Origin of the sequence: Fusibacter tunisiensis (genome assembly GCF_016908355.1) — a bacterium.
GTDB lineage: Bacteria > Bacillota > Clostridia > Peptostreptococcales > Acidaminobacteraceae > Fusibacter_D > Fusibacter_D tunisiensis.
Map to the genome: position 1 here is coordinate 1 of NZ_JAFBDT010000008.1, position 24,539 is coordinate 24,539.

The window sequence follows — 24,539 nt, forward strand, 5'->3', positions numbered from 1 at the left end:
TGTAAATAATGTTACCATGTGTGAGAAGCAGTCTAAATTCTTCGTGAAATAGTGATTTTTGAAGCTAATAAAAAACACACGTGGAATTTAGGTATAATACTTTCCATTTCTCGTTATTTCCATATCTCCATGATATAGGAAACCCCGTATGATTGCCATATGGTCTGCGACGGGATTGGATGGTTATTTCAGGATTCTGCGATTTTTCTCTATGAAAAGACTTGTCATCTGATGAGAGGGTTGGTATACTAAGTAAGTGATTACTTACATAAGGAGGTCAAAATGGGAACAAGAACAAGAATGACCAGAGAAGATCGAAGAAAACAGATTATAGAAAGTGCCATGAATGTGTTCAAGGAGAAAGGCTTTAAGGGAACCACCACGGCGGAGATCGCTGATTCCGCAGAAATCACGGAAGTGACACTCTTCCGGTACTTCACCAGCAAGCAGGAAATCTACCTGGAAGGAGTCAGACCCTTCATTGTGAAGACCCTGGAGGAAGTGATGGAAACATCCGCAGGCATGACACCCAGAGAAAGGCTGCAGGCGATACTTCTGGACCGCATCACCTTCATATCCGAGAATTACGAAACCATAAAACTGATTCTCAATGAATCTCCGGAGCTCAGCGGCATGGGGGTGGATTTATCCAGCGAAATCAGAAGAATCATTGAAAAGAGCATCGGACAGGCTCCCATCAGAGAAGACATGCGCCCCATGGCCGTGAGAATGATCATGGGTTCTCTGCTTTCATTTCTGTATATGCCTGAACAGAATGCGAAGTCCATCAGAAATTACGTGTATCAGATTACAGATCTACTACTCGATAACATGCAAGGAGAGAGATTATGACCAGATTATTTGAGAAAATCGGAAGACTTATTGAAAACCATCCCTTCAAGGTGCTTTTAACAGCACTGTTTCTGGTGGTGGTTATGCTCATCGGTGCCAGAAACATCTATATGGCCACGGGAAATGACACCCTGGTGGATGCGGAAACGGAAGTCTACAAGCAGCACGAGGAGATGGAGGACACCTTTGGCGGAGATTCCATCCTTGTGGTCTTTGAGGCTTCTACGGAAGAGGAGCTCCTATCCGTGGAGAATCTCACTAAAATGTGGAATGTGGAAAAGAGAATGGCTTATGATGAGGACATCTATTCCATCATGAGTCCTGCCACACTGCTGCACCAGATGACCATCCGTCAGTCGGATGTCATGGAAGAAAATGTACTGGAGCTAAGCGGCGGTCTATCTGAGATGGGCTCAAAACTCAGTGAAATCGGACATACGCTGCTGCTGAAGGAAGTGCCTGATCCCAAGGAGATGGAAGAGAAGCTAGAAGGCTTCACCCAAGCCACTTCCAATTTCGATAAGCTCATAGACGGTCAGAACAATATCGCCACTGGGATCGGTGGTCTTTCCGACGGTACATGGAATGCGGCGGAAGGGATTTCCACCATCAGCGGAAAACTGAAGGAGCTGGGAAACACTGCTGCGGGGAATCCGCAGATGAGCATGCAGCTCACAGCACTGGCCGAGAATCTCGATAAAAGCGCTTCAGGTCTGAAAGAGATGTCTGCCAGAGCAAAGCAGCTGGAAGGGGGACCCCGGGAAACTGCAACTGCACTTGATGGCATCAAAGACCGCCTCGGAAGCGAAACCGAAGCCATGAAAGACAGCCTGAAGGGCGGTATCTCCCCGGAAGAGCTGAAGACCATGGCAGAAGGCTTCATCACCATGGGAGGAAGCCTCACGGAGATTTCAGGCGCACTGGCCATGTTTCATGAAAAATCAGACATGATGGAAGCGACGCTTCCAAAGTCTCAGGAAGAAGCGGATCTGCTTCTTTATGAAGAGGGCAACCTGAGAACGGTCTTCTCCGATGTGGTCAAAGAAGGGACCACCGGTATGATGATCGTGAAGCTTGATGGAGGCGTATCCGATGCCAGAAAAGTGGAGATCATAGAGGAGCTCAATGAGGGGCTCTCCGGTGAAAACTTCGATACCCTTACCTACATGGTTTCGGGTAAACCCGTACTGGATACCTCCCTTCAGTCCGAGATGAAAGTCAACATGATGATCATGGTGGGCTCTGCCCTTGTCATCATGCTGCTGGTACTGGCACTGGTCTTCAAGGTCCAGTGGAGAATGCTGAGTCTGGCGGTGATCCTGGTATCGGTCATTGCCACCCTGGGATTCATGGGACACATCAGTGTTCCCGTCACTATGGTTTCCATGGCAGTGTTTCCCATCCTCATCGGTCTTGGCATCGATTATTCCATCCAGTTCCACAACCGATATGAGGAAGAGGGCTCTGTGGTATCCACAGTGAAGCATGTGGGCAAAGCGGTGTTCATCGCGGTCCTTGCCACCATACTGGGCTTTTTGTCCCTCTATATCTCCCCGGTACCCATGATCCAGGATTTCGGGAAAATGCTGACCTTGGGTGTATTCATCAGCTTCCTGGGCAGTCTGTTCATCCTGCTGCCGATCCTTCACATCAGAAACACCATCGGAAAGCCTTCCAGCGTGCAGAAGAAAAGTGCAGGAGCTGAGGCGGGAAGTAGAGTGAAGTCCGTCTTAGGGGCCATGACAGGTTTCATCCTGAAGCTGAAATACCCCATCCTGATTCTCTTTCTTCTGCTATCCGTGGCGGGATTCTCCAGAGACTCCAGCATCGGCATCGAAACAGACATGGAATCCTTCATGCCCCAGGAAATGCCTGCATTGGTGGATCTTCATACGGTACGAGACGTCATGGGTTCCACAGACCAGGTGATTCTGTATCTTACAGGAACGGACCTGGACAAGGCGGCAAGCCTTGAACGCATCAAGGAGACAGGAGATTATCTGGAGGCGAAGTATCCTGATGTCATCACGGATGTGAAGTCCCTTGCTGGCAGCGCCATGCTCTTTTCCGGAGATGAGACCCTTTCCTTTAAAGACTACGCGGATACAGTCAGCGATCTGCCCGTATCCATGTCGAGCATGTTCATCACGGAAGATGCTACAAAAAGTGCACTGATCTTAAACATCAGGCATCTGCCAACCAGCGAGCTGGAAGAGTTTGTCACATCGCTCAAGGAAACGATGAATGATAGTGACCTGAATGCCGCCGTCACCGGTAAAAGCATTCTGGATATCGAAATGGTCAAAGGCCTGACCAGCGGAAGACTGGCCATGACAGGTCTGGGGCTCATTCTCGTATTTGCGGCGCTGCTTCTGATCTACAGAAACCCTGTGAAGGCACTGATTCCGATCCTGCCTGTGGTCAGCATCATTGGTCTATCCAGTGGTATCATGTATCTGGCTGGAATCAGCTATACACCCATCACAGCCACACTCGGTGCACTGGTCCTGGGCATGGGTACGGAAATGACCATCATGCTCATGGAGAGATACACAGAGGAAAGAAGAAAAGGAGAAGGTAGAGAAGCGTCCATGAAAAACGCCGTGGGCTCCATCGGCGCCGCCATCCTTGCATCTGGTCTCACCACTGTGGGCGGGTTCTCCGTGCTGATGCTTTCAGACTTTGTGATCCTGAGAGACTTCGGTCTCATGACCGTGGTCAATATCTCCCTGGCACTGCTGTCCACCTTCGTGCTGCTTCCCCCCATTCTGTATCTGATGGACAGATTCCTGCTGTCAGGAAAGGAAAAGAAGGCTGCAGCGATTCTTTCTGAAAAGGAGGAAATGACAGCTTAGAAGAATATTTAACTGTGATTAGGGCTGCTGTCCTGCTGAAATGTTCAGTAAGGATAGCGGCTCTTTTATTGAGCTCTTCCGAGTTCAGGAAAGGGCAAACTTTTTCTGCAGAAATAACGTGCAAGTACAATCTCTAATGGTCAAAGGAGTATTTTAAGTACACTAGGTATTCAGTTTCTTACTAATGCTTAGGAATCTATTTTCTCAAGAGTATCTAAACCCAGTGGTTCCACCGGATCCTTTCCTCTCCTCCAGCCGAGGGCCTTTCGCTTGACCCCACATTTAAAGATAAACTCCATTTGGTAATCATCATAGATGAGACCCCGTTCAACAGTCTCTCTAAACATTTTTGCATCGAAGGTTTCGAAGTCTTGCAGCCCCTGTAGATACTCAATAAGAATATCCAGGTTCTTCTTCATAAAGATGCTTTCCTCTTTGTTCTTCAGGAGGTTTTCATGTTCTTGTTGGTAAATTTGAGACTCGTAAATAAGATTTCTAAGGGTGGCGTCATAGATGGGATCGTTGGTGATACTTTCTCTCATAGACATTTCAGTAATTTGATCGCTGATTCTGTCAATGATTTCTTCCACTTCTTCTAATCGTGCATTTTCTTCTTCAGATAGGCTGACCTCTTTTATGGCCGCTTCACCTTCCATTCGAATCTGGTCGATTTCTTTTGTCATTTTCAGAAGCATCTCATTGTAAGCTCTTTCAATGACTTCTTCCCATATATACTTTGTATGGCATTCATAATCCGCTTCCATTTTCATCGCTGATACCCTGCACTGCCATACCGTGAATTTATAGGATTGGCCATTTTTCTTTGAGGTAAGGCGTCTTCTGTGCACCGGAACCCCGCACTCCCCACAAAATAGCATGTTAGAAAAGGGAGCTGTGTTGCTATAACATCTTCGGTACTTCCCATCTGGATCATGGCGCATTCTGCTTCTACGTTCCAGCTCCTTCTGAGCCGCGTTCCAATCTTCCTCTGAAATAATCGGCGGGTGATTGTTTCGTATGAAATACTGTGGTTTGTGGTTTTTATTTCTCACCCGCTTGTGGGTTAAAGGGTCTAGAGTAACTGACTTCTGGCACAGTGCATGACCACAGAATTTTTCATTTTTTATCAGCTTGAGAACCGAATCGCTGGTCCATTTGGTGTTTCCCCTAGCTGTTTTTACTTTATCCTTGGTTAGACCCTTGGCAATAAGTGGTGTTCCTTTCCCGCTTAGAAACTCTCGATATATTCTTCTTACAATCTTGGCTTCTTCTTCATTGATGATTAGATTGCCTTCCTCATCCTCATCGTAGCCGAGAAAATAGGTTGTCGGTATGTGTGGTATTCCTCTTGAAAATCTCTTCTGAACACCCCAACTTACATTGGCGCTGATTGTTCTACTTTCTTCCTCCATAACGCTTGCGATGACAACTAATATCGTTTCAGATTGGGAGTCCAATGTGTTAATTCCCTCTTTATCGAATATGATTCCCACAGGTTTGTCTAGATTTTTAAGCATCCTCACATAGGTCAGGCAGTCGAGAGTATTTCGAGCAAACCGGCTGATGGATTTGGTGATGATGTAATCAAATTTACCTTCTTTGGCATCCTTGATCATCTGGTTAAAGCCGGTTCGGTACTTTGTATTTGTTCCTGTTACACCCTCGTCACTGTACACTTTATAAAGTTCCCAGTCCGGTTTTCTTTCAATGTATTCTTCAAAATAGGAAACCTGAAGCTGATAACTTGACTGTTGCTCTTCTTCAAGAGTTGACACCCTTGCATAGGCTGCAACTTTAACCTTTGGTTCTTCTTCTCCTTCCCCTCTTCTTTGCATGTTCATATTCGCAGGGATTACCCGAACTCGAGGATTCATCGCTGAAGAGTTTCTATTTTGAGTCATAGTACATTCCTCCTCTAAATTGACCGACAACGGTTTCTTCTCCATCAATCCACTTAATGGTAAATAAAAAAGGTGACTCCACTGTAATGTGAATCACCCACGCTCTTATAAAAGAGATATCTAGTATTTTATAAATGGCTTTATCTGAACCCTTGAGGGTTTTAAGCTTATTTAAGGATGCTTCTCTAAAGACATGGTCTTTGTCAAAAGCCTCCCATAACTTTGTTTTTTCAGCGATTGTTTCTTCTACTTCTTTTCTTTTAGCCTTGATGTCTTCTACATCTAGATTTTTTAAGATAGCATTGTTTTCAGCTTATAATAAATTTTTAGCCAAATTAGCGTCAGATTGGAACAAACCCGATGGTATATTTGAAATCAAAAAATCAGATATACCCGAATTGCTTAAACCACTTCCAATAATAAAAATTCATGGGTTAGGCAAGAAAACTGCCGAAAGGTTAAATAGAATCGGTATATTTACGATTGAAGACTTATACAATTATCCGCAAGATTTGTTGCAAACCATTTTAGGAGAGCGCGATGTTTATGATAGAATTCATGGCATTGATTTGCGACCTATTGTAAGGAATTATGAACGGAAATCATATGGGAAAGAGACCACTTTGGATGTGGATATAGATGATCAACACGAAATAACCACATACTTATTAGACTATTTAGATAAAATCTATGAAGTAATGAAAGGCAAAAAATGGCTTTGCAAGACTTTAGTTGTCAAAATTAAATATACGGACTTTGAACAAATTACAAGAAGCCATTCATTTGACAATTACACAAATCATTATGAAACTTTGAAAGAAGGTCTTTATTTGTTAATTGATCAGATTGATTTTTACAAACCTGTACGATTGGTTGGACTTACAATTTCGAATTTGGAATCAGATCATTTTAGACAGTTTAGTTTGTTAGATTCAGATTGAGTTCTTAGGATTGAAAAAAAAGCGAAATATGATATACTAAAATGGTAACGTTACCGGAAACGTTACCAATAGGAGAGAATATTATGAAAACTACTAATATCAAAGATATTGCGCGTCTAGCAGGTGTCGGCGTAAGTACAGTTTCAAGAGTGATTAATGGTCATCCGGATGTAAAAGATGAAACGCGTGAAGCTGTACATGCGGTTATTGAAAAGTACAATTATATTCCCAATAATAGTGCGCGTAATTTAAAGCGTACTGAATCATCTAATATTGGCATTTTAATTAAGGGCCTTTATAATCCTTTTTTTGCTAAAATGATACAAACGATTGAGAAAACACTTGCAAAAGAAGGTTTTTCTGTGATTATTCATTATAATACAGAGGAACACAGAGATATAGATGCTGCTTATGAATTTGTAGTTGAAAAAAGACTAAGAGGCATAATATGTCTAGGTGGTGATTTTGATCAAGTGACAGATGTAGATATAGAGCGACTAGATATTCCTATTGTATTTACATCCACTGAGGTACCAAGTGGCGCAAGCACAGCTCTGTTTTCTAGTGTCATAATTGATAATGAAAAAGCTGCGTATAGAGCAACGGAGTATTTATATGAGATTGGTCATCGTCACATTGGCTTGTTGACGTCTGGTGGTGAGGATCGATCCGTTGGCACCTATAGAACAAATGGGTATTTGAAATTATTAGGGAACAAAGGGATTCCCAAACAAGAGCACTATTTTGAGTGGGGATCTTATACTTTTGAGAGTGGGTATGAAGCGACCAAGCGCCTTTTAGAAAAAGCGCCAGACCTAACGGCAATAGTTGTGATTTCAGATGTTATGGCAATTGGAGCGGCTAAAGCAGCAAAAGAATTTGGAAGAGAGATTCCAGAAACATTATCTATTATCGGATTCGATGATATTGATTATGCGGCTTATTATAATCCACCACTTACGACAATCCGTCAGCCTGTAGAAGAAATTGCATCTGCATCAGCTGAAATTCTTCTTAATGTTATACAGGGTGAGGCGACACATCAGCATATGGTATATGAAACACAATTGGTTCAGAGAGCATCCTGTGCGGAACTCTTATAAAAGGGAGGACTTATGCGGTATTTTAAATCCGATAATTATGGAAAAAAACTTGTTTTTGGAAACATGATTCCAACACATACCATTGAACAAGGCAATTATAATGAAGTGGATGCGTATGAGGTGATTGGAAATATAGATGTAAAAGACGGTTGTATTATTTGGGACATTCCCTTACGCCCTACAGATTCTGTTTATGGGTTGGGAGAGTCCGTTCGTGGCATGAATAAGAGGGGGTTTGAATACCGGTCATTTTGTTCAGATGATCCCAATCATACACCAGATAAGCAGGCGCTTTATGGGGCACACAATTTTTTAATCATACATGGCGCGTCTCCTGTGGGTATCTATGTGGATTTCGCTGGAGAAGTTATTTTTGATGTTGATTTTATAAAGTCAGATTTTTTACAGATTCGTGTCTCGAGTGTTGATGTGACGTTTTATATTTTTGAAGGCAGTGGAAAAGAGATTGTCAAAAAATTTAGAACCTTAATCGGACAGAGTTATATCCCGCCAAAATGGGGATTTGGATATCAACAAAGTAGGTGGAGCTATGAAACTGCAGAGAGGGTCACAGAAATTGCAACTCTTTTTGATGAATATGATATCCCCTGTGATGCCATTTATTTGGATATTGATTATATGGAACGTTTTAAAGACTTCACAATAGACGCTAAGGCTTTCCCTGATTTTGAGAAATTTGTTGAAACTTTATATAAAAGTGGCATTCACTTGGTGCCAATTATAGATGCAGGTGTAAAAGTAGAGCCCGATTATGAAGTTTATGAAGAGGGAATTGAGAACGATTACTTTGTAAAGACGGATGAGGGCAAACCTTTTCCGGCAGCTGTATGGCCTGGAAAAGTTCATTTCCCAGATTTTTTAAACCCTGAAGTTGAAAGCTGGTTTGGAGAAAAGTATCACAAGTTAATGGATCTTGGAATTGAAGGATTCTGGAATGATATGAATGAACCTGCTATTTTCTACTCAGAGCAAGGGTTGAAAGATGCAATTGAATTTGCTGAACAGCAAAAGGGGAAAAATCTCGATATATATACTTTTTTTGAACTCAAAGATCGAATTTTAAATTTATCCAATAGCATGACCGACTACAAGCGCATGTATCATACGTATGAAGGAAAGAAAGTGAATCATCTAGATGTCCACAATTTATATGGCTATCATATGACAAAAGCGGCCGCAAAGGGATTTGAATCTTATGATTCAAACAAGCGATTTCTGATGATTACCAGAGCTTCACATATTGGCATGGCCAAATATTCTGGTATTTGGACTGGTGACAACCATTCATGGTGGGAGCATTTAAAGCTCAATGTACAGATGATGCCAGGTCTGAACATGGCAGGATTTGTTTATTCGGGAGCTGATACAGGTGGTTTTGGCGGGAATGTCAGCCCAGAACTTTTAACAAGATGGCATCAATTTAGTTTGTTTACACCTTTGTTCCGAAACCATAGTGCAATGGGAACAAGACCGCAAGAACCATGGGCAATGGATGCAAAAACACTTAGCCTAATTCGTGATGTCATTAGATTACGCTATGCCTTGATTCCTTTTTTGTATTCTGAATTTATGGCTGCCGTTTTGGAGAACAAACTTTTGTTTGCGCCACTTTCCTTTTTTTATTCAGATCATTACAGCAGAAGTGTAGAAGATCAAGTTATGTTTGGTGATGGTATTATGCTGGCACCAGTTTACACGCAAAACGCCAGAGGCAGAATGACATATTGTCCTGAAGATATGGTGCTATGGAAAGCGGAAAACTATGAATCACTGTCAAAAGACCAGCTTACTCTCTTAGATCAAGGACACCATTATATTGATCTTAACTTATCACAGATACCAATTTTCATTAGGAAAAACAAATTAATCGTTTTAGTAAAGCCCAAAAACAGAGTGAATGATTTGGATTTAGCTGAAATCACAGTTATTGGCTTTGTTGATACGGTTGCTGAGTATACGCTTACAAATGATGATGGCTTTACAAAAGCCTATGAAACTCTAAAAACAAAGTTTACAGTAACACGAAAGACAGAGGGTTTTTCAATTCAAGTGGATACAAATGATGCTTCACTAGGTAAAGCAACATTTTATCTTATAGATGGCGATGGAGCTGTTCAAGTGACCGTTCAAGAGGGTCAGGATACAGGGATTTCCATGGTGTAAATAATTTTTTAAAAAATTGGAAACGTTTCCAAGGAGGTTAATTAGAATGATGATTGAATCGGTAAAGGGTTTTCTTAAATCCGAGTTTGGTACAAACCTGGATAAAGCAACAGAGCAGGAGGTGTACTATGCACTTTCAAAAACTGTAATGTCTCAGATTGCAGATCAATGGCGCAAGACAAAGGAAGCTCAATCCACTCAAAAACAAGCCGTTTATCTTTCAGCTGAATTTTTGATGGGGCGCGCTTTAGGCAATAATTTAATGAACTTAAAACTTTATAAAGATATTGAAGCAGAACTGAGTGAACTGAAATTCTCTTTAAATGCTTTAGAAGAAAGAGAAGAAGATGCAGGACTAGGTAATGGTGGGTTAGGGCGTTTAGCCGCATGCTTTTTGGATTCTGCAGCGACATTGGATTTGCCGCTTAATGGGTATGGTATTCGGTATGACTATGGCATATTTAAGCAATATTTTAAAGATGGCTTTCAAAAAGAAACGGCAGACCACTGGTTAAAAAATGGCGATCCATGGTCCATTCGCCGTGAGAATGAAGCGCAAATTGTGCGCTTTTCAGATGGAGACATAAAAGCAGTTCCATATGACACACCAATTGTTGGCTATGATACAAGCACGGTAAATACATTAAGGTTATGGAAGGCAGAGCCTTTGGAACCATTTGATTTTGAACTTTTTAACGACCAGGAATATGATGAAGCCGTTGAAAAGAAAAACAGAGCTGAGGATATTTCGCGCGTGTTGTATCCAAATGATTCCGAAGAAAAAGGGAAAATCCTAAGATTGAAACAGCAGTACTTTTTCGTTTCTGCATCATTGCAAGAATTGGTGGCAAAATTTAAAAAGACTCATGGCAAACATTTTGATAAGTTTCCTGAAGTCTATGCTGTTCAACTGAATGATACACATCCAGTTGTTGCCATTCCAGAATTAATGCGAATTTTAATTGATGAAGAAAACCTGAGTTTTAAACGCGCATGGGAAATTTCCAGGAAAACATTTGCTTATACCAATCATACAATTCTACAAGAGGCACTTGAAAAATGGTGGGTTGGGTTCTATAAGGAGTTGTTGCCACGAATCTATGAGTTGATTGAAAAAATAGACAAGCAATTTGTTGCTGAATTAAAGCATGCGGGATATGAAAAAGCACAGATTGAAGCGATGCGTATAATTAAAGACAATATGATCCATATGGCTTATCTTGCAATTTATGGAACCCATGCAACCAATGGTGTTGCAGCACTGCACACGGAGATTTTAAAAGATCAAGAATTGAAGGAATGGTATGCACTTTATCCGCAAAGATTTCAAAACAAAACCAATGGTATTACTCAAAGAAGATGGCTTAAGCTAGCAAATAGGGAATTGTCTGATATGATAACTGAACTTTTGGGGAATTCAAATTGGGCAAAAGAATTGTCTGACCTTCGTAAATTGGAAGATTATAAGTCGGATGAAGCTGTTTTAAATCGTTTTTTGGCAATTAAGAAAGCAAAAAAAATAGAACTTGCTGAGTATATCAAAGAAGTTGAGGGGATAGAGATTGATCCGAATTCAATTTTTGACATTCAAATTAAACGATTACATGAGTACAAAAGACAACTGTTAAATGCATTCCAAATTTTGAATCTATACTTTGACCTTAAAGAGAATCCAAAATTGGATATCGTACCAAGAACTTTTATTTTTGGTGCTAAAGCTGCGCCAGGATATTTTAGGGCCAAAGGCATTATAAAGTTTATCAATGAAATTGCAAGGAAGGTTAACAATGATCCTGATGTGAATGCTAAGCTTAAAGTTGTATTCGTGAGCAATTACCGAGTTTCATATGCTGAAAAACTTTTTCCAGCAGCTGACTTGTCAGAACAAATTTCAACAGCTGGAAAAGAGGCATCTGGAACTGGAAATATGAAATTCATGCTAAATGGCACACCAACTATTGGGACACTTGATGGTGCCAATGTGGAAATTGTGGAAGAAGCTGGACTTGAAAACAATTATATATTTGGCCTTAAAGTTGAAGAAATTGAAGCCATTAAAGAAAGTTATGACCCCGTAGCAGTTCTCGAATCGAATCCAAGATTAAAGCAAATTGTAGAAACTCTAATTGACGGAACTTTTGATGATGGTGGTACGGGTATGTTTAAAGATCTATATGATGCACTTCTAGAAGGCGCAACATGGCATACAGCAGACAATTATTTTGTACTTCAAGATTTCGACAGTTATGTGGCAGCTCAAAAGCAAGTTGATGCTGATTACCGAGACCGATTGGCTTGGGCTCAAAAATGTTGGATGAATATCTGTGGTGCAGGGAAATTTAGTTCTGACCGCACAATCAAAGAGTATGCAAATGATATTTGGCATATAAATCGCATTGATGTATAATTGTCTTATCAAATTTAGTGGAGGACAATGTGTATATAGGAATTGATTTAGGTGGCACCAACATTGCCGGAGGTTTGGTAGTGGATAGCGGTGATATTATAAAAAAGACTTCTGTTCCAACCGACCCGTCTAGAGGTGCAGACGCTGTTATTGCAGATATTTTGAAGGTGATTTACAGTTTGTTAGAAGGTCTTGAACCTAACGTCGTAAAGGGTGTTGGTATTGGAATCCCTGGTATTGCGGATCCACATACCGGTGAAGTGATAGCTTGTGTGAATCTGAACTGGTATCATGTACCCTTAAAGGACAGACTGCAAACGGCAATTGACTTGCCGATATATATTGACAATGATGCCACAGTGGCTGCTGTAGCAGAATTTAGTGTTGCACAACAAGGAAAATACAGCAATGCAGTGATGTTGACGCTTGGCACTGGCGTTGGTGGCGGTATTATCCTGGACGGCAAGGCAATATCTGGGCATCATGGTATCGGGTCTGAACTGGGGCATATGATTGTAGGCGAAGGCCTGTATGATTGCAATTGTGGCAGAAATGGGTGCCTAGAGACTTTCGTCTCATCTTTAGCCATTATTAGGTACGCCAAACATTTGCTGATTGAAACACCGGAGTCCTTAATACTGGAATATGCAAAGGGTGATTGGGATCAAATTAATGGTGAAATTATTTTTAAAGCGGCCATGCTGAAAGATCCTGTGGCTGTGAAAGTCATAGACAGAATGGTAAAATATCTTGCAATAGGAATTATGAATACTGTTAGTTTTATCGATCCTGAAATTGTCGTTTTAGGTGGGGGCTTAGCCAATGCTGGAGATTTTCTTTTAGATAAGGTTAAAACCACCGTTGAGGCACTCAAATATTTTAAAGCTACAGACTGTGCACGTGTAGAACTTGCGAAATTGAAAAATGATGCAGGTATTATTGGTGCGGCAATGTACGCAAAAATTCAGGATTAAAGAAAAGAAAGGACAAAAATATGGGTCATATCAAATTTGATTATACAAACGCAATGATTCAGCCACATGAATACACAAATCTAAAAAAGCAGGTAGAGCTGGCACATCAGATGTTACATGAAGGAAATGGACCAGGGAATGACTATATAGGGTGGCTTGATTATCCTGAGAATTTCAATCGTGAAGAGTACGAGAGAATTAAGGCATCTGCAAAAAGAATTGCATCCAATTCAGACGTGCTAATTGTTATTGGTATTGGTGGTTCTTATTTAGGTGCTAAGACTGTGATTGATGCCTTATCGCACACATTTTATAACGAGCTCCCTAAAGAAAAACGTAAGGGGCCTAAGATTTATTTTGCAGGTCATCAAATTAGTGGCACTTACTTGACAGAATTACTGGAAATGATACAGGATCAAGATGTAAGTTTAAATGTGATTTCCAAATCTGGAACAACAACAGAGCCTGCAATTGCATTCCGTGTGTTAAAAAAAGCCCTTGAAGACAAATACGGGAAAGAGGGCGTGAAATCTAGAATATATGCCACGACAGATTCTGAAAATGGCGCGCTTAGAAAATTAGCCAATGCAGAAGGCTATGAATCGTTTGTGATTCCGGCAAATGTTGGCGGTAGGTATTCTGTACTCACACCTGTTGGCTTATTGCCGATAGCAGCAGCAGGCATAGATGTTGATGCCTTAATGGCTGGTGCAGCAGAGGGCATGAAAGAATACGGAAATCCGAATGTTGATGAGAACCCAGCTTATCAATATGCTCTTGTAAGAAACGTTTTATATCGAAAAGGGAAGGCAATTGAAGCGCTTGTGAACTATGAACCTTCTATGGCGTTTTTATCAGAGTGGTGGATGCAACTTTTTGGTGAAAGTGAAGGGAAAGATGGTAAAGGCCTTTTCCCAACCAAGCTCAACAATACAACTGATTTGCATTCTATGGGCCAAATGGTACAAGATGGACCAAGGCATTTGTTTGAGACAGTCGTTCGCGTAGAAGCGTTTGAAAAAGATATTGTGATTGAATCGGATGCGCTTAATTTGGATGGGCTCAATTACTTATCTGGAAAAACAATGAGTTATGTCAATGACAATGCTTTTAAAGGAACACTCGAAGCACACTTGGATGGAAATGTGCCAAATTGTGTAATTTCTATGTCGCAAAAGGATGCCTTCACACTGGGAAAATTGCTTTATTTCTTCATGAAAGCATGTGGTATCAGCGGGTATGTTTTAGGTGTTAATCCGTTTGATCAACCGGGTGTTGAGGCATATAAGAAGAACATGTTTAGATTGCTTGGAAAATAAAACCATATATTTTGTGGTGGATTAAGGACTTAAGTACTATATATGGTATGAAAGAGAAAAGAAAATGAATTCTTTTCTCTTTTTTTTGCTAGGAATACGTTTACAAGCTTAAAAGTGGGTGGTACAATATATAGGTACGATACGCAAAAATGATACTAAATATAGTATTTGAGAGCATTTGAGCTTAAAATGGAGGGGTGTAGCAAATGAAAGTCGTTAAAAGGGACGGAACGGTTGTTGAATTTGAAGTTTATAAAATTACACGTGCAATTGAAAACGCAATGAAAGAAACGACAGTTGGTATTGATGAACCACTTTGTAAGGCAATTGGCGAGCAAATAGTAGAAGTTGCGGATAACAGGGATAAACCGATTTCAGTAGATGAAATTCAAGATTTAGTGGAAGATTTGTTGATGGAAAGCCCCAGAAAAGATGCGGCAAAAAAATACATTATCTATAGAAATGAAAAAGATAAAACCCGTTTAAGTCGAAAAAAAGAAGATCACCGTTTGCTAACGGATGAATTTATGAGTAAATACAAGCACAGGAATTCTCCAATGGATCAGTTGGGTAATTTTGTTTATTATAGAACGTATTCTAGGTGGTTACCTGCTGAAAAGAGACGTGAGTATTGGTGGGAAACCGTCAGAAGAGCGGTTGAATATAACTGTGCCATCGTTAAAACGACTCGGGCAGAAGCTGAGGAACTTTTTGACAACATTTTCAATTTAAGACAATTTTTGTCTGGTAGAACATTTTGGGTTGGTGGTACACCTGTAGCCAAGCATTATCCAATGGCCAATTATAATTGTAGTTTTCAAGTCGTTGATAGTTTTGATTCATTTAAAGACATCTTCTATTTACTTATGATTGGGTCTGGAGTTGGCATTAGAATTTTATCCGATGATGTGGCACAATTGCCAAAAGTAAGAACTGATTTTGAGGTGGTTCATAAAGATTATACCCCGCTTCCAAGATCAGAACGTGAAGATAATACCAGTTTGGAGTTCTTTTATAATAACACCGTAAAAATTACAATTGGGGATTCTAAAGAAGGTTGGGTTCAATCGTTAGATTTCTTCTTGAAATTGATTCATACAAACGAATATAGAAACATTAAAACCATTATTATTGACTATGATCATGTAAGACCTAAAGGTGAAAAACTTAAAACTTTTGGCGGAACAGCAAGTGGACACACAAGTTTGAAGAATATGTTCCACAAAATAGACCGGGTTGTAAAAAAAGCGGGTTTTTTAGTGGAAGCAAAGCAAGTTAAATTGCGACCAATCGATTGTTTGGATATTGCAAATGTAATCGGAGAAAATGTTGTTGTTGGAGGCGTTAGGCGGACAGCGGAAATTGTGCTTCTCGATGCAGATGACAAAGAATCTATTGAAGCAAAAAGCAAACTTTATACAATGGAAGATGGTAAATGGGTTGTTAATGAAGAAATTCTGCACAGACAAATGAGTAACAATTCTATTTATTATAAAGAAAAGCCAACCCGAGAAATGATTAAGTGGCAATTGGAGAGAATGCGTTATTCTGGAGAGCCTGGTTGGGTCAATGAAGTTGCTGGCTCTCTCAGACGACCGAATTTTAACGGCGTTAATCCTTGTGGTGAAATTCTCTTGGACAATAAGGGCCTATGTAATTTAACAACAATTAATGTCTATGCATTTGTGGATGAAAATGGTAAATTGGATTTGGCAGGTCTATTAAAAGCACAAAGATTGTCGGCAAGATCAAGCTACCGTATGACTTGTGTAGAACTCGAACTTCCTTTGTGGAACAATGTTCAGCAAAGAGATAAATTGCTAGGATGTTCTTTGACTGGGTGGCAGGACATGGTAAATGCCACAAGCATGTCGCTGGAAGACCAAAAAAACTTATTACGCCAGTTGAGAGACGCTGCTAAAAAAGAAGCAGAAATGTACGCAGCAGAATTAGGTGGCCGTGTACCGCTCTTGGTAACGACTGTAAAACCTGAAGGCACACTGTCTCAATTGCCAGGGGTTTCAAGTGGTGTTCATTATTCTCACTCACCTTATTATATTAGACGTGTAAGAATCAATTCGCATGACCCGCTGGTGCAAGTTTGTGAGGAATTAGGGTATTCAGTTTTACCTGAAATTGGACAAGATGCAGAAACCTGCACAACAAAAGTGGTCGAATTTCCATGTAAGGCTCCGGATGGCAAGACGAAATATGATGTTTCTGCCATTGAGCAATTGGAAACTTATAAGATGTTTATGGAGCACTATGTAGACCACAATTGTTCGATAACCGTTCATGTTCGCCCTGAGGAATGGGATGCAGTTGAAGAATGGGTCTATAACCATTGGGATGAGACGGTCGCCCTATCATTCTTGCCACTTGATGATAGTTTCTATCAAATGATGCCGTATGAGGCTATAGAAGAAACCGAATACACCAAACGCGTGAGTGAAATGAAGCCATTTAGACCTTCTTTGATTACAAAATATGAAAAAGAAGAAGTTGAACTCGATATTGGAACAGAAGGTTGTGAAACGGGCGCTTGTCCAGTTAGATAAAACAGGAGGAAGCTATGACAACTCAAGACCTAATGAAAATTGCACTTGATTTAGCAGGATTGGATACAATGCCAGAGGATACTGTCATCTATCAGGAAGGGTCAGAGATTCATAAAGTATTAATTGGAATTGATATGGAAACGCCAGAATTGTTATTGGCAAAGCAACTTGGATATGATCTAGTGGTGAGCCACCATCCTAAAGGCGATACAGCAACAACTGATTTTCATAAAGTAATGGCTGTTCAGATTGATCGTATGCTATCATTTGGCATTCCGGTGAATAAGGCGCAGAAAATGTTGCGCAAAAAACAGAAATCTGTAGAAATAGGCAGCCATGTTTCCAACTATGACCGTCATCCTTCAGCAGCTAGACTTATGAAGATGCCATATATGAACATTCATATGCCAGCGGACTTAATTGGTGAACGGTTCGTTCAAAAATATTTGGATGAGAAATTTGAAGAATCGCCTAAGGCAACTTTACAAGATGTTATTGATGCCTTGAACACACTTGAAATATATAAAAATGCAAAGGCAAACCCAGTTATTAGATGCGGTGGAAAAGAAGATTATGCAGGAAAAATTGCGGTTCTGTATGCTGGGGGAACCAATGGTGGCGCTGATGTTTACAAGGCATATTTTGATGCAGGTGTAGGGACAATCGTTGCGATGCATGCACCTGAAGATGTGATATCCGCAGTTCGAGAGCAAAATATTGGCAATATTATTGTAGCTGGACATATGGCCAGTGATTCGATTGGACTTAATGCCATTATTGCAGCTTGGGAAGAACGTGGACTAAGTGTTGATAAAATGTCAGGGATTTTATAATAAAAATATAGTTTTAAAAAAATGCGTGCTCTTGGATACTTTCTGAGAGCACTTTTTTTATTTTTTTCGGAATACAGAAGGAGTTTTGCGAAATTTATAGAATATTACAAATAATGCAACAATTCATTCAAATCCAACTGAGAGGAGAACTTTTACGTATGAAGAATTACACGGTTGACAAAATTAGAAACGTCGCATTTTTAGGTCACGGAGGAAGTGGAAAAACAACATTGGCTGAAGCATTGCTTTTTACTACAAAAGTTATTAGCCGAATGGGAAAGGTCGAAGATGGAAATACCGTTTCGGATTATGATAAAGAAGAAATCAATAGAGGTTTTAGTATCAGCACAGCGGTGGTGCCAATTGAATGGCAAGACCATAAATATAACTTCTTAGACACACCAGGTTATTTTGACTTTGTTGGAGATGTATTTGGTGCTTTAAGGGTTGCAGGTGGCGCAGTAATTATGGTAGATGCATCATCAGGGATAGAAGTTGGTACTGAAAAGGCATGGAATTTTACTGAAAAACGGAATATGCCTAAAATCATTTTTTTAAATAAGATGGACAAGGATAATGTAAATTATGTAAAAGTTATAAAAGAGTTAAAAGATACTTTTGGGAAAAAAATTGCGCCATTTTGTATTCCAATGGGAGAAGGCCCTGAATTTAGAGGTTTTGTCAATGTTGTTGATATGATTGGACGTGAGTTTAATGGAAAGCAATGTGTTGATGCGGCTATTCCAAAAGACATGGAACCGAGAATCAAACCTATTAGGGACATGCTTATTGAAGCGGTTGCTGAAAGTGATGAAGAACTCATGATGAAATATTTTGAAGGGGAAGAATTTTCGATAGAGGAGATTCATGAAGGCCTTCGAAAAGGTGTTATCTCGGGTGATATTGTTCCAGTTGTTGTAGGGGCTGCAGAAAAACGAATTGGAATCCATACGTTAATGGACATGATCTTTGATTATTTTCCAACACCAAAGGAATTGAGTGATGGTGTTTACCAGGGCGCGCATCCTGAAACGGGAGAAACTGAACTAAGGAAAGTCGAGACTTCAGAACCGTTTTCAGCATTTGTATTTAAAACGATTGTAGATGCTTTTGTGGGCAAGATATCTCTTTTCAAAGTGTACTCGGGTGAAGCTAAAAAAGACATGGAAATTTTAAATGCCAATAAGGATGAAAAAGAAAAATTTGGGAATTTATTCTTGATGCGTGGTAAAGAACAGCTGGAAGTGGATTCTGTAATTGCTGGGGATATTGGTGCAACTGCAAAATTACAACATACTGAAACAGGTGACACACTTTGCGATCGAGATCATCCGATTCAATACAACAGCATGAACCTCCCAAAACCCGCACTTTTCCAAGCAATTGAACCTAAGTCAAAAGGGGATGAAGAAAAAATTGTGTCTTCATTGCACAGACTGACTGAAGAAGACCCATCATTTATTATTGAGCGTAATAAGGAAACCAAACAGACGCTACTAGGTGGTCAGGGGACAATGCAGATTCAGGTTATTACAAGTAAATTGAAAAATTTATTTGGTGTTGAAGTAACGCTTGAAGGCCCAAAAGTAGCTTATCGTGAAACCATTAAAAGTGTGGCGACGGTTCAAGGAAAGCATAAAAAACAATCTGGTGGTGCTGGACAGTATGGAGATGTTCACATTAAGTTTGAACCTTCCAATGAGATTTTTATATTTGAAGAAAAAATATTTGGAGGCTCAGTTCCAAGACAGTATATTCCGGCGGTTGAAAAGGGATTGTTAGAGTCTTGTGAAAAAGGTGTTTTAGCAGGATGTCCTGTTGTAAATATCAAAGCGACCCTGCTTGATGGGTCATACCATGCTGTGGACTCTTCGGAAATGGCATTTAAAATGGCTGCTCACATTGCCTTTAAAAAAGGTATGGAGCAGGCAAAACCAGTTCTTTTGGAGCCAATAGCCCATGTTGAAATTTATATTCCAGATGAGTATATGGGTGACATTATGGGAGATATGAACCGTAGACGTGGTCGAATATTAGGTATGGAGCCAGATGAAGTCGGTTATCAGAAAGTTATCGCTGAAGCGCCGCAGTCAGAAATGTTTGAATATGCTACGGACTTGAGATCCATGACACAGGCGCGCGGTTGGTTTAGTATGCGTGTTGAACGGTATGAAGAAGTTCCAATGCAAATAGCCGTTAAAATTATTGAACAAATAAAAGCGGATAATGAATCTAAATAAATGGGACTAAAATAAGAGGACGCTGGGGGGCGTCCTCTTATCTGTGCATAGAAAAGTATATTTGTGCTTTCCTTTGTAAAGGGTTATTGATAAACTATAAAGTAGTGAATAGGAGGTGCAAAATGCTCAATTATAATTTTGATGAAAAGTCCAATGATGTAATCAATAATGCCTTTGCCAGTGCCCGGGATTTAGGGCACGCTTTTGTAGGAACAGAGCATCTTGTACTTGGCCTATCGATGATTAGTGGTGTAAAGCTGTCTGAAGTCCTTGATGATTATGGGGTTACAACAGAGCGCTTGAATGAGGAAATTATCAAATTAATTGGTAGAGGGAAGGGTGGCAACAGTATTGAAGATTATACTCGGCACGCTAAAGATGTTTTGAGGCGGAGCTATGGCTACGCGTTAAAGACGAACAATGCTGAAATTATGCCAGAGCACATTTTTTTATCTATTATGCATGAAAACCAGTGCATGGGGTATCGTATATTGAAAAATTCGGGACTTGATTTTTCTAAAATTTTATTAGAACCTACGCCAAAGATTGGAAAAATAATAAAAGAAAATCAAAGTGGTGCATTTGAAATAAAGACAATGGACTTACTTGAGTCTTATGAAGAAAAAGACGCGTTACAAATGGGTGTAGATCTCACTGAAATGGCGAAAGATGTTCCTTTTGAAGATGTTTTTGGTCGAGATGGTATTATTGATCGTATGATTCAAGTTCTTTCACGCAAAACGAAAAACAATATCTGCTTGGTAGGCGATCCAGGGGTAGGGAAAACTGCTATTGTGCATGGGTTGGCAAACCGTTTGGCTTCAAGAAATTTATCTGAAGAATTGAAGGGGAAGCGTTTAATTGAAGTGAACATTGCTTCTCTTGTGTCTGGGACTTCATATCGCGGACAATTTGAGGAACGCATGCAAAAATGGATGGAACAACTTTTGAGAGATGACGACGTGATTGTTTTTTTTGATGAATTTCATAACTTAATTGGGACCGGTGCAACTGGTGAAAAATCTCTCGATGCAGTTGGTCTTATGAAACCTCATCTTGCAACGGGTAAAATTCAACTCATTGGTGCAACAACTTATGAAGAATTTCATAAGTACATTGAACCAGATCAGGCTTTAGTTAGACGATTAACCCTTGTAGATGTTGATGAACCAAGTGACACTGAAGCTTTGGATATTATGAGGCATATTAAGGTGAACTATGAGCAGCATCACAATGTTATTATTTCAGAGGAAGCAATTGAAAGTGCGGTGTACCTATCCAAGCGATATATTATAGGGAGACGTTTGCCGGACAAGGCGATTGATTTAATAGATGAAGCTTGCTCTCGAAAACGATTTGAGAATCTAAAAAATCTTGAACTTATAGATGAATTAAAATACCGTTTAAATCGGTTGAGGCAAGAAAAAGAAGACAGTTTATTGGAAATGGACCTGGTACGCGCTTCGAAAATTCAAGATGAAGAAAAGAAAATATTGTCAAGTATTGAAAAAGATGAAGCGATTAAGACGCTAATGGCCACCCAAAAATTAGTTGTTACAAAATCTGATGTTGAGCATGTCGTTTCAGAGTGGACGGGTGTTCCGATTCACAAAATGTCCGCTTTTGATGTTGAACGGTTAAGACAATTGCCAGAACACTTAGGTGCGCGTATCTTAGGTCAAAATCATGCAGTTGAGTCGGTTTCACGCGCTCTAAAACGCATGAGAATTGGAATTCAAACCCCAAATCGACCGACGGGCGTGTTTATGTTTGTAGGGCCAACAGGGGTTGGCAAAACTGAACTTGCAAAAACAATTGCAGAAATTTATTATGGCGATGAAAGACAGTTGATCCAAGTGGACATGTCAGAGTATATGGAAAAGCATTCGGTATCAAAATTAATAGGGTCACCTCCAGGCTATGAAGGGAATCGAGAAGGTGGACATTTAACAAATGCAGTAAAGAAGAACCCGTATTCAGTGGTTTTGTTTGATGAAGTGGAGAAGGCGCATCCGGAAGTTTTGGATGTCCTATTGCAACTCATGGATGAAGGCAAGTTAAAAGATGGGAAAGGATTTTCAATTGATTTTAGAAATACATTGATTGTATTGACTTCAAATATTGGGTCTGAATTCAAGGCGAGTCGAAAAATGGGTTTTTCAACAGCCAATTCAGATATACTAGCAGAAGAATATGTTCGGGATGCTTGTAAGGCATATTTTAGGCCAGAATTTTTGAACCGAATTGATGAAGTGGTTGTTTTCAATCCACTGGATTTAGAGTCAGCAGCTTTGATTGTCAGACAGTATGTGGATGCATTTTCAAGACAAATGGCAATACGACAGATTGTTGTAAATGTTTCTGATACCGTATGTACTTATATTGCTGAACGGTATTATACGCAAGCATATGGCGCAAGACCCTTAAGTCGAGCTGTAGATCGAGAAATTAAGGATGTGGTTTCAGACATTCTTTTAGATACGGAATTTGCTAAAAATGAAATTTCATTTAATTATAATCAAGAGGATGGATGTGTGTATGTCGAAGACTAAAATGAAATACGTTTGTCAAAATTGTGGTTATGAGTCACCAAAATGGCTTGGAAAATGTTTGGATTGTGGTGCCTGGAATAGTTTTGTAGAAGAAATAACTGCGACAGCTCAAAAACCAGGTACGCTGGACATCTCGAGTCAGAGTACACCTCAAAAACTTAAAGATATTTTATTTGATGTGGAAGAGAGATATTCTACAGGAATGGGAGAACTTGATATCGTGCTAGGAGGGGGTGTTGTTAGAGGCTCTTTAATCTTAGTTGGCGGTGATCCTGGGATTGGCAAATCTACATTACTTCTTCAAGTTGCAGATAATCTTGGCAATCAAAATAGAAAAGTACTTTATGTATCTGGTGAGGAGTCTATAAAGCAAACGAAGTTGAGGGCGTCTAGGTTATCTGCTGATTCAGATATGCTTTTTATTGTGGCTGAAAACAATTTAGAGCGCATTAAACATCATGTAGACGCTTTGAAACCAGATGTTTTGGTTGTGGACTCTATTCAAACAGTCTATGGTTCTGAAGTGACTTCGGCGCCGGGAAGCGTCAGTCAGGTAAGGGAAGCAACCAATCAATTTATGAATCTTTCTAAAAAAAATGGTATAAGTACATTTTTGGTTGGACATGTGACCAAGTCGGGAAGTATTGCAGGCCCAAAGGTGTTAGAACATATGGTTGACACAGTACTCTATTTTGAAGGAGAGGGTCATAATCTTTTTAGAATATTACGGGCAGTAAAAAATCGATTTGGTTCTACAAATGAGATTGGCATCTTTGAAATGACAGGTCAAGGGCTAAAAGAGGTAGATAATCCCTCTAAAATATTCTTGTCTGGAAGTTCAAATCGTGAAGCAGGTTCAGTTGTGATTCCCACTATTGAAGGTACTCGAACTGTTTTAGTAGAAATGCAATGCTTGGTATCTCAAACAAATTTCAATATGCCTAGACGGATGGCAGTAGGCATTGACTATAATAAACTTGTGCTTTTGATAGCTGTTTTGGAGAAGAAGGTTGGTATGGTGCTCTACAACCAAGATGTATATATAAATGTTGTTGGCGGTATGAACATCGATGAGCCAGCTGCCGATTTGGCAATTGTAACGGCCATTGCTTCTAGCTTTAAAGAACGACGTTTTCCTGAGGATATGGTGGTTCTGGGTGAAGTTGGATTGACAGGTGAAATAAGAGCTGTGAATCAAGTTCAGCAAAGAATTAATGAGGCGGCCAAGATGGGATTTAAAAAAGCCCTGATTCCAAGTGCAAATCTAGAAGGCTTAAATCGTCCAAAAGAGATGCACGTTGTGGGCATGAAACATGTTGAAGAGGTGTTTAATTACTTTTTCTAAAAAAACCAATGTTTTGAGATGTCCTTCAAAACATTGGTTTAAATTTGGTCTAATATAGGCTGAATCGGCCAAGTGTACTGATTTTTTTGTATTCTTTCAAAACAATATCATACATATTAAGGTCTAACAAATTACATAAGGCGGCCACGTAAAACTCCAATCTGCCAAGTTCTTCTTCAATTTTATCTCGGCAAATAGGACAAGGCTCGCCAATAAGGTGCTCAGATTTGAAATCTTTTAGTTCCTCGTAAGACAAATCTTCAGGGAGATCTACTTTAGAAACGTCAATTTTTACACACCCGCAATTGGTAATGGTCTTGATTACTGCTCTGTTGGATTTTGATGCAGCTTCGTTGAGTTTGCTCACGATATCAAGTAGGTTGGCATGTCTTATAAGGACTTCATCTACTTTGTTTTGAAATTCGTCATAAATTAAATCTTTCATAGTATTTCATTCCTCCTATAGTAAGACTTT

The 24,539-nt window shown here is 39.9% G+C and carries 15 protein-coding genes; 13 read left to right on the forward strand and 2 right to left on the reverse strand.

Going from position 1 to position 24,539, the window contains the following annotated elements:
• The first annotated feature begins 282 nt into the window (after nucleotides 1–282).
• The gene (locus JOC49_RS06435) at nucleotides 283–852 is read left to right on the forward strand and encodes a TetR/AcrR family transcriptional regulator (protein WP_204663565.1); all 570 of its coding nucleotides are present in this window, start codon (nucleotides 283–285) and stop codon (nucleotides 850–852) included.
• Nucleotides 849–3,707 carry an efflux RND transporter permease subunit gene (locus JOC49_RS06440; protein ID WP_204663567.1) on the forward strand — a complete coding sequence of 953 codons (2,859 nt, stop codon included), beginning with the start codon at nucleotides 849–851 and terminating at the stop codon, nucleotides 3,705–3,707. The genes JOC49_RS06435 and JOC49_RS06440 overlap by 4 nt, the downstream gene beginning before the upstream one ends.
• Nucleotides 3,708–3,895: 188 nt before the next feature.
• Here JOC49_RS06440 and JOC49_RS06445 read toward each other — a convergent pair whose 3' ends face one another.
• Nucleotides 3,896–5,608 carry a recombinase family protein gene (locus JOC49_RS06445; protein ID WP_204663569.1) on the reverse strand — a complete coding sequence of 571 codons (1,713 nt, stop codon included), beginning with the start codon at nucleotides 5,606–5,608 and terminating at the stop codon, nucleotides 3,896–3,898.
• Nucleotides 5,609–5,742: 134 nt separating this feature from the next.
• Between JOC49_RS06445 and JOC49_RS06450 the strand changes: the two genes are divergently transcribed.
• From JOC49_RS06450 to radA, 11 genes are all read left to right on the forward strand, one after another.
• Entirely contained in the window at nucleotides 5,743–6,549 is an 807-nt protein-coding gene (locus JOC49_RS06450; protein ID WP_204663571.1) for a DinB/UmuC family translesion DNA polymerase, read from the forward strand.
• 83 nt (nucleotides 6,550–6,632) lie between these two features.
• Nucleotides 6,633–7,652: a LacI family DNA-binding transcriptional regulator gene (locus JOC49_RS06455; protein ID WP_204663573.1), complete on the forward strand. Its 1,020-nt coding sequence runs from the start codon at nucleotides 6,633–6,635 to the stop codon at nucleotides 7,650–7,652.
• A gap of 12 nt (nucleotides 7,653–7,664) precedes the next feature.
• On the forward strand, nucleotides 7,665–9,836 hold the full coding sequence (locus JOC49_RS06460; RefSeq protein WP_204663575.1) for a glycoside hydrolase family 31 protein: 2,172 nt from the start codon (nucleotides 7,665–7,667) through the stop codon (nucleotides 9,834–9,836).
• Between the two features lie 46 nt (nucleotides 9,837–9,882).
• On the forward strand, nucleotides 9,883–12,243 hold the full coding sequence (locus tag JOC49_RS06465; RefSeq protein WP_204663578.1) for a glycogen/starch/alpha-glucan phosphorylase: 2,361 nt from the start codon (nucleotides 9,883–9,885) through the stop codon (nucleotides 12,241–12,243).
• A gap of 29 nt (nucleotides 12,244–12,272) precedes the next feature.
• Nucleotides 12,273–13,217: an ROK family glucokinase gene (locus tag JOC49_RS06470; protein WP_204663580.1), complete on the forward strand. Its 945-nt coding sequence runs from the start codon at nucleotides 12,273–12,275 to the stop codon at nucleotides 13,215–13,217.
• A gap of 20 nt (nucleotides 13,218–13,237) precedes the next feature.
• The gene (locus tag JOC49_RS06475; protein ID WP_204663582.1) at nucleotides 13,238–14,536 is read left to right on the forward strand and encodes a glucose-6-phosphate isomerase; all 1,299 of its coding nucleotides are present in this window, start codon (nucleotides 13,238–13,240) and stop codon (nucleotides 14,534–14,536) included.
• A 206-nt stretch (nucleotides 14,537–14,742) separates the two neighbouring features.
• On the forward strand, nucleotides 14,743–17,094 hold the full coding sequence (gene nrdJ, locus JOC49_RS06480) for a ribonucleoside-triphosphate reductase, adenosylcobalamin-dependent (protein WP_204663584.1): 2,352 nt from the start codon (nucleotides 14,743–14,745) through the stop codon (nucleotides 17,092–17,094).
• Nucleotides 17,095–17,108: 14 nt separating this feature from the next.
• Nucleotides 17,109–17,927, forward strand: a complete 819-nt coding sequence (locus JOC49_RS06485) for a Nif3-like dinuclear metal center hexameric protein (RefSeq protein WP_204663586.1) — start codon at nucleotides 17,109–17,111, stop codon at nucleotides 17,925–17,927.
• A gap of 158 nt (nucleotides 17,928–18,085) precedes the next feature.
• Nucleotides 18,086–20,167, forward strand: a complete 2,082-nt coding sequence (gene fusA / locus JOC49_RS06490) for an elongation factor G (RefSeq protein WP_204663588.1) — start codon at nucleotides 18,086–18,088, stop codon at nucleotides 20,165–20,167.
• A 122-nt stretch (nucleotides 20,168–20,289) separates the two neighbouring features.
• Nucleotides 20,290–22,719 (forward strand): ATP-dependent Clp protease ATP-binding subunit, encoded by a 2,430-nt coding sequence (locus JOC49_RS06495; RefSeq protein WP_204663590.1) that lies wholly within the window; start codon nucleotides 20,290–20,292, stop codon nucleotides 22,717–22,719.
• On the forward strand, nucleotides 22,706–24,064 hold the full coding sequence (radA, locus tag JOC49_RS06500; RefSeq protein WP_204663592.1) for a DNA repair protein RadA: 1,359 nt from the start codon (nucleotides 22,706–22,708) through the stop codon (nucleotides 24,062–24,064). The genes JOC49_RS06495 and radA overlap by 14 nt, the downstream gene beginning before the upstream one ends.
• 49 nt (nucleotides 24,065–24,113) lie before the next feature.
• Here the strand turns inward: radA and JOC49_RS06505 are convergent, their stop codons facing one another.
• Nucleotides 24,114–24,509 (reverse strand): nucleoside triphosphate pyrophosphohydrolase family protein, encoded by a 396-nt coding sequence (locus JOC49_RS06505; protein WP_204663594.1) that lies wholly within the window; start codon nucleotides 24,507–24,509, stop codon nucleotides 24,114–24,116.
• Nucleotides 24,510–24,539 lie beyond the last annotated feature (30 nt).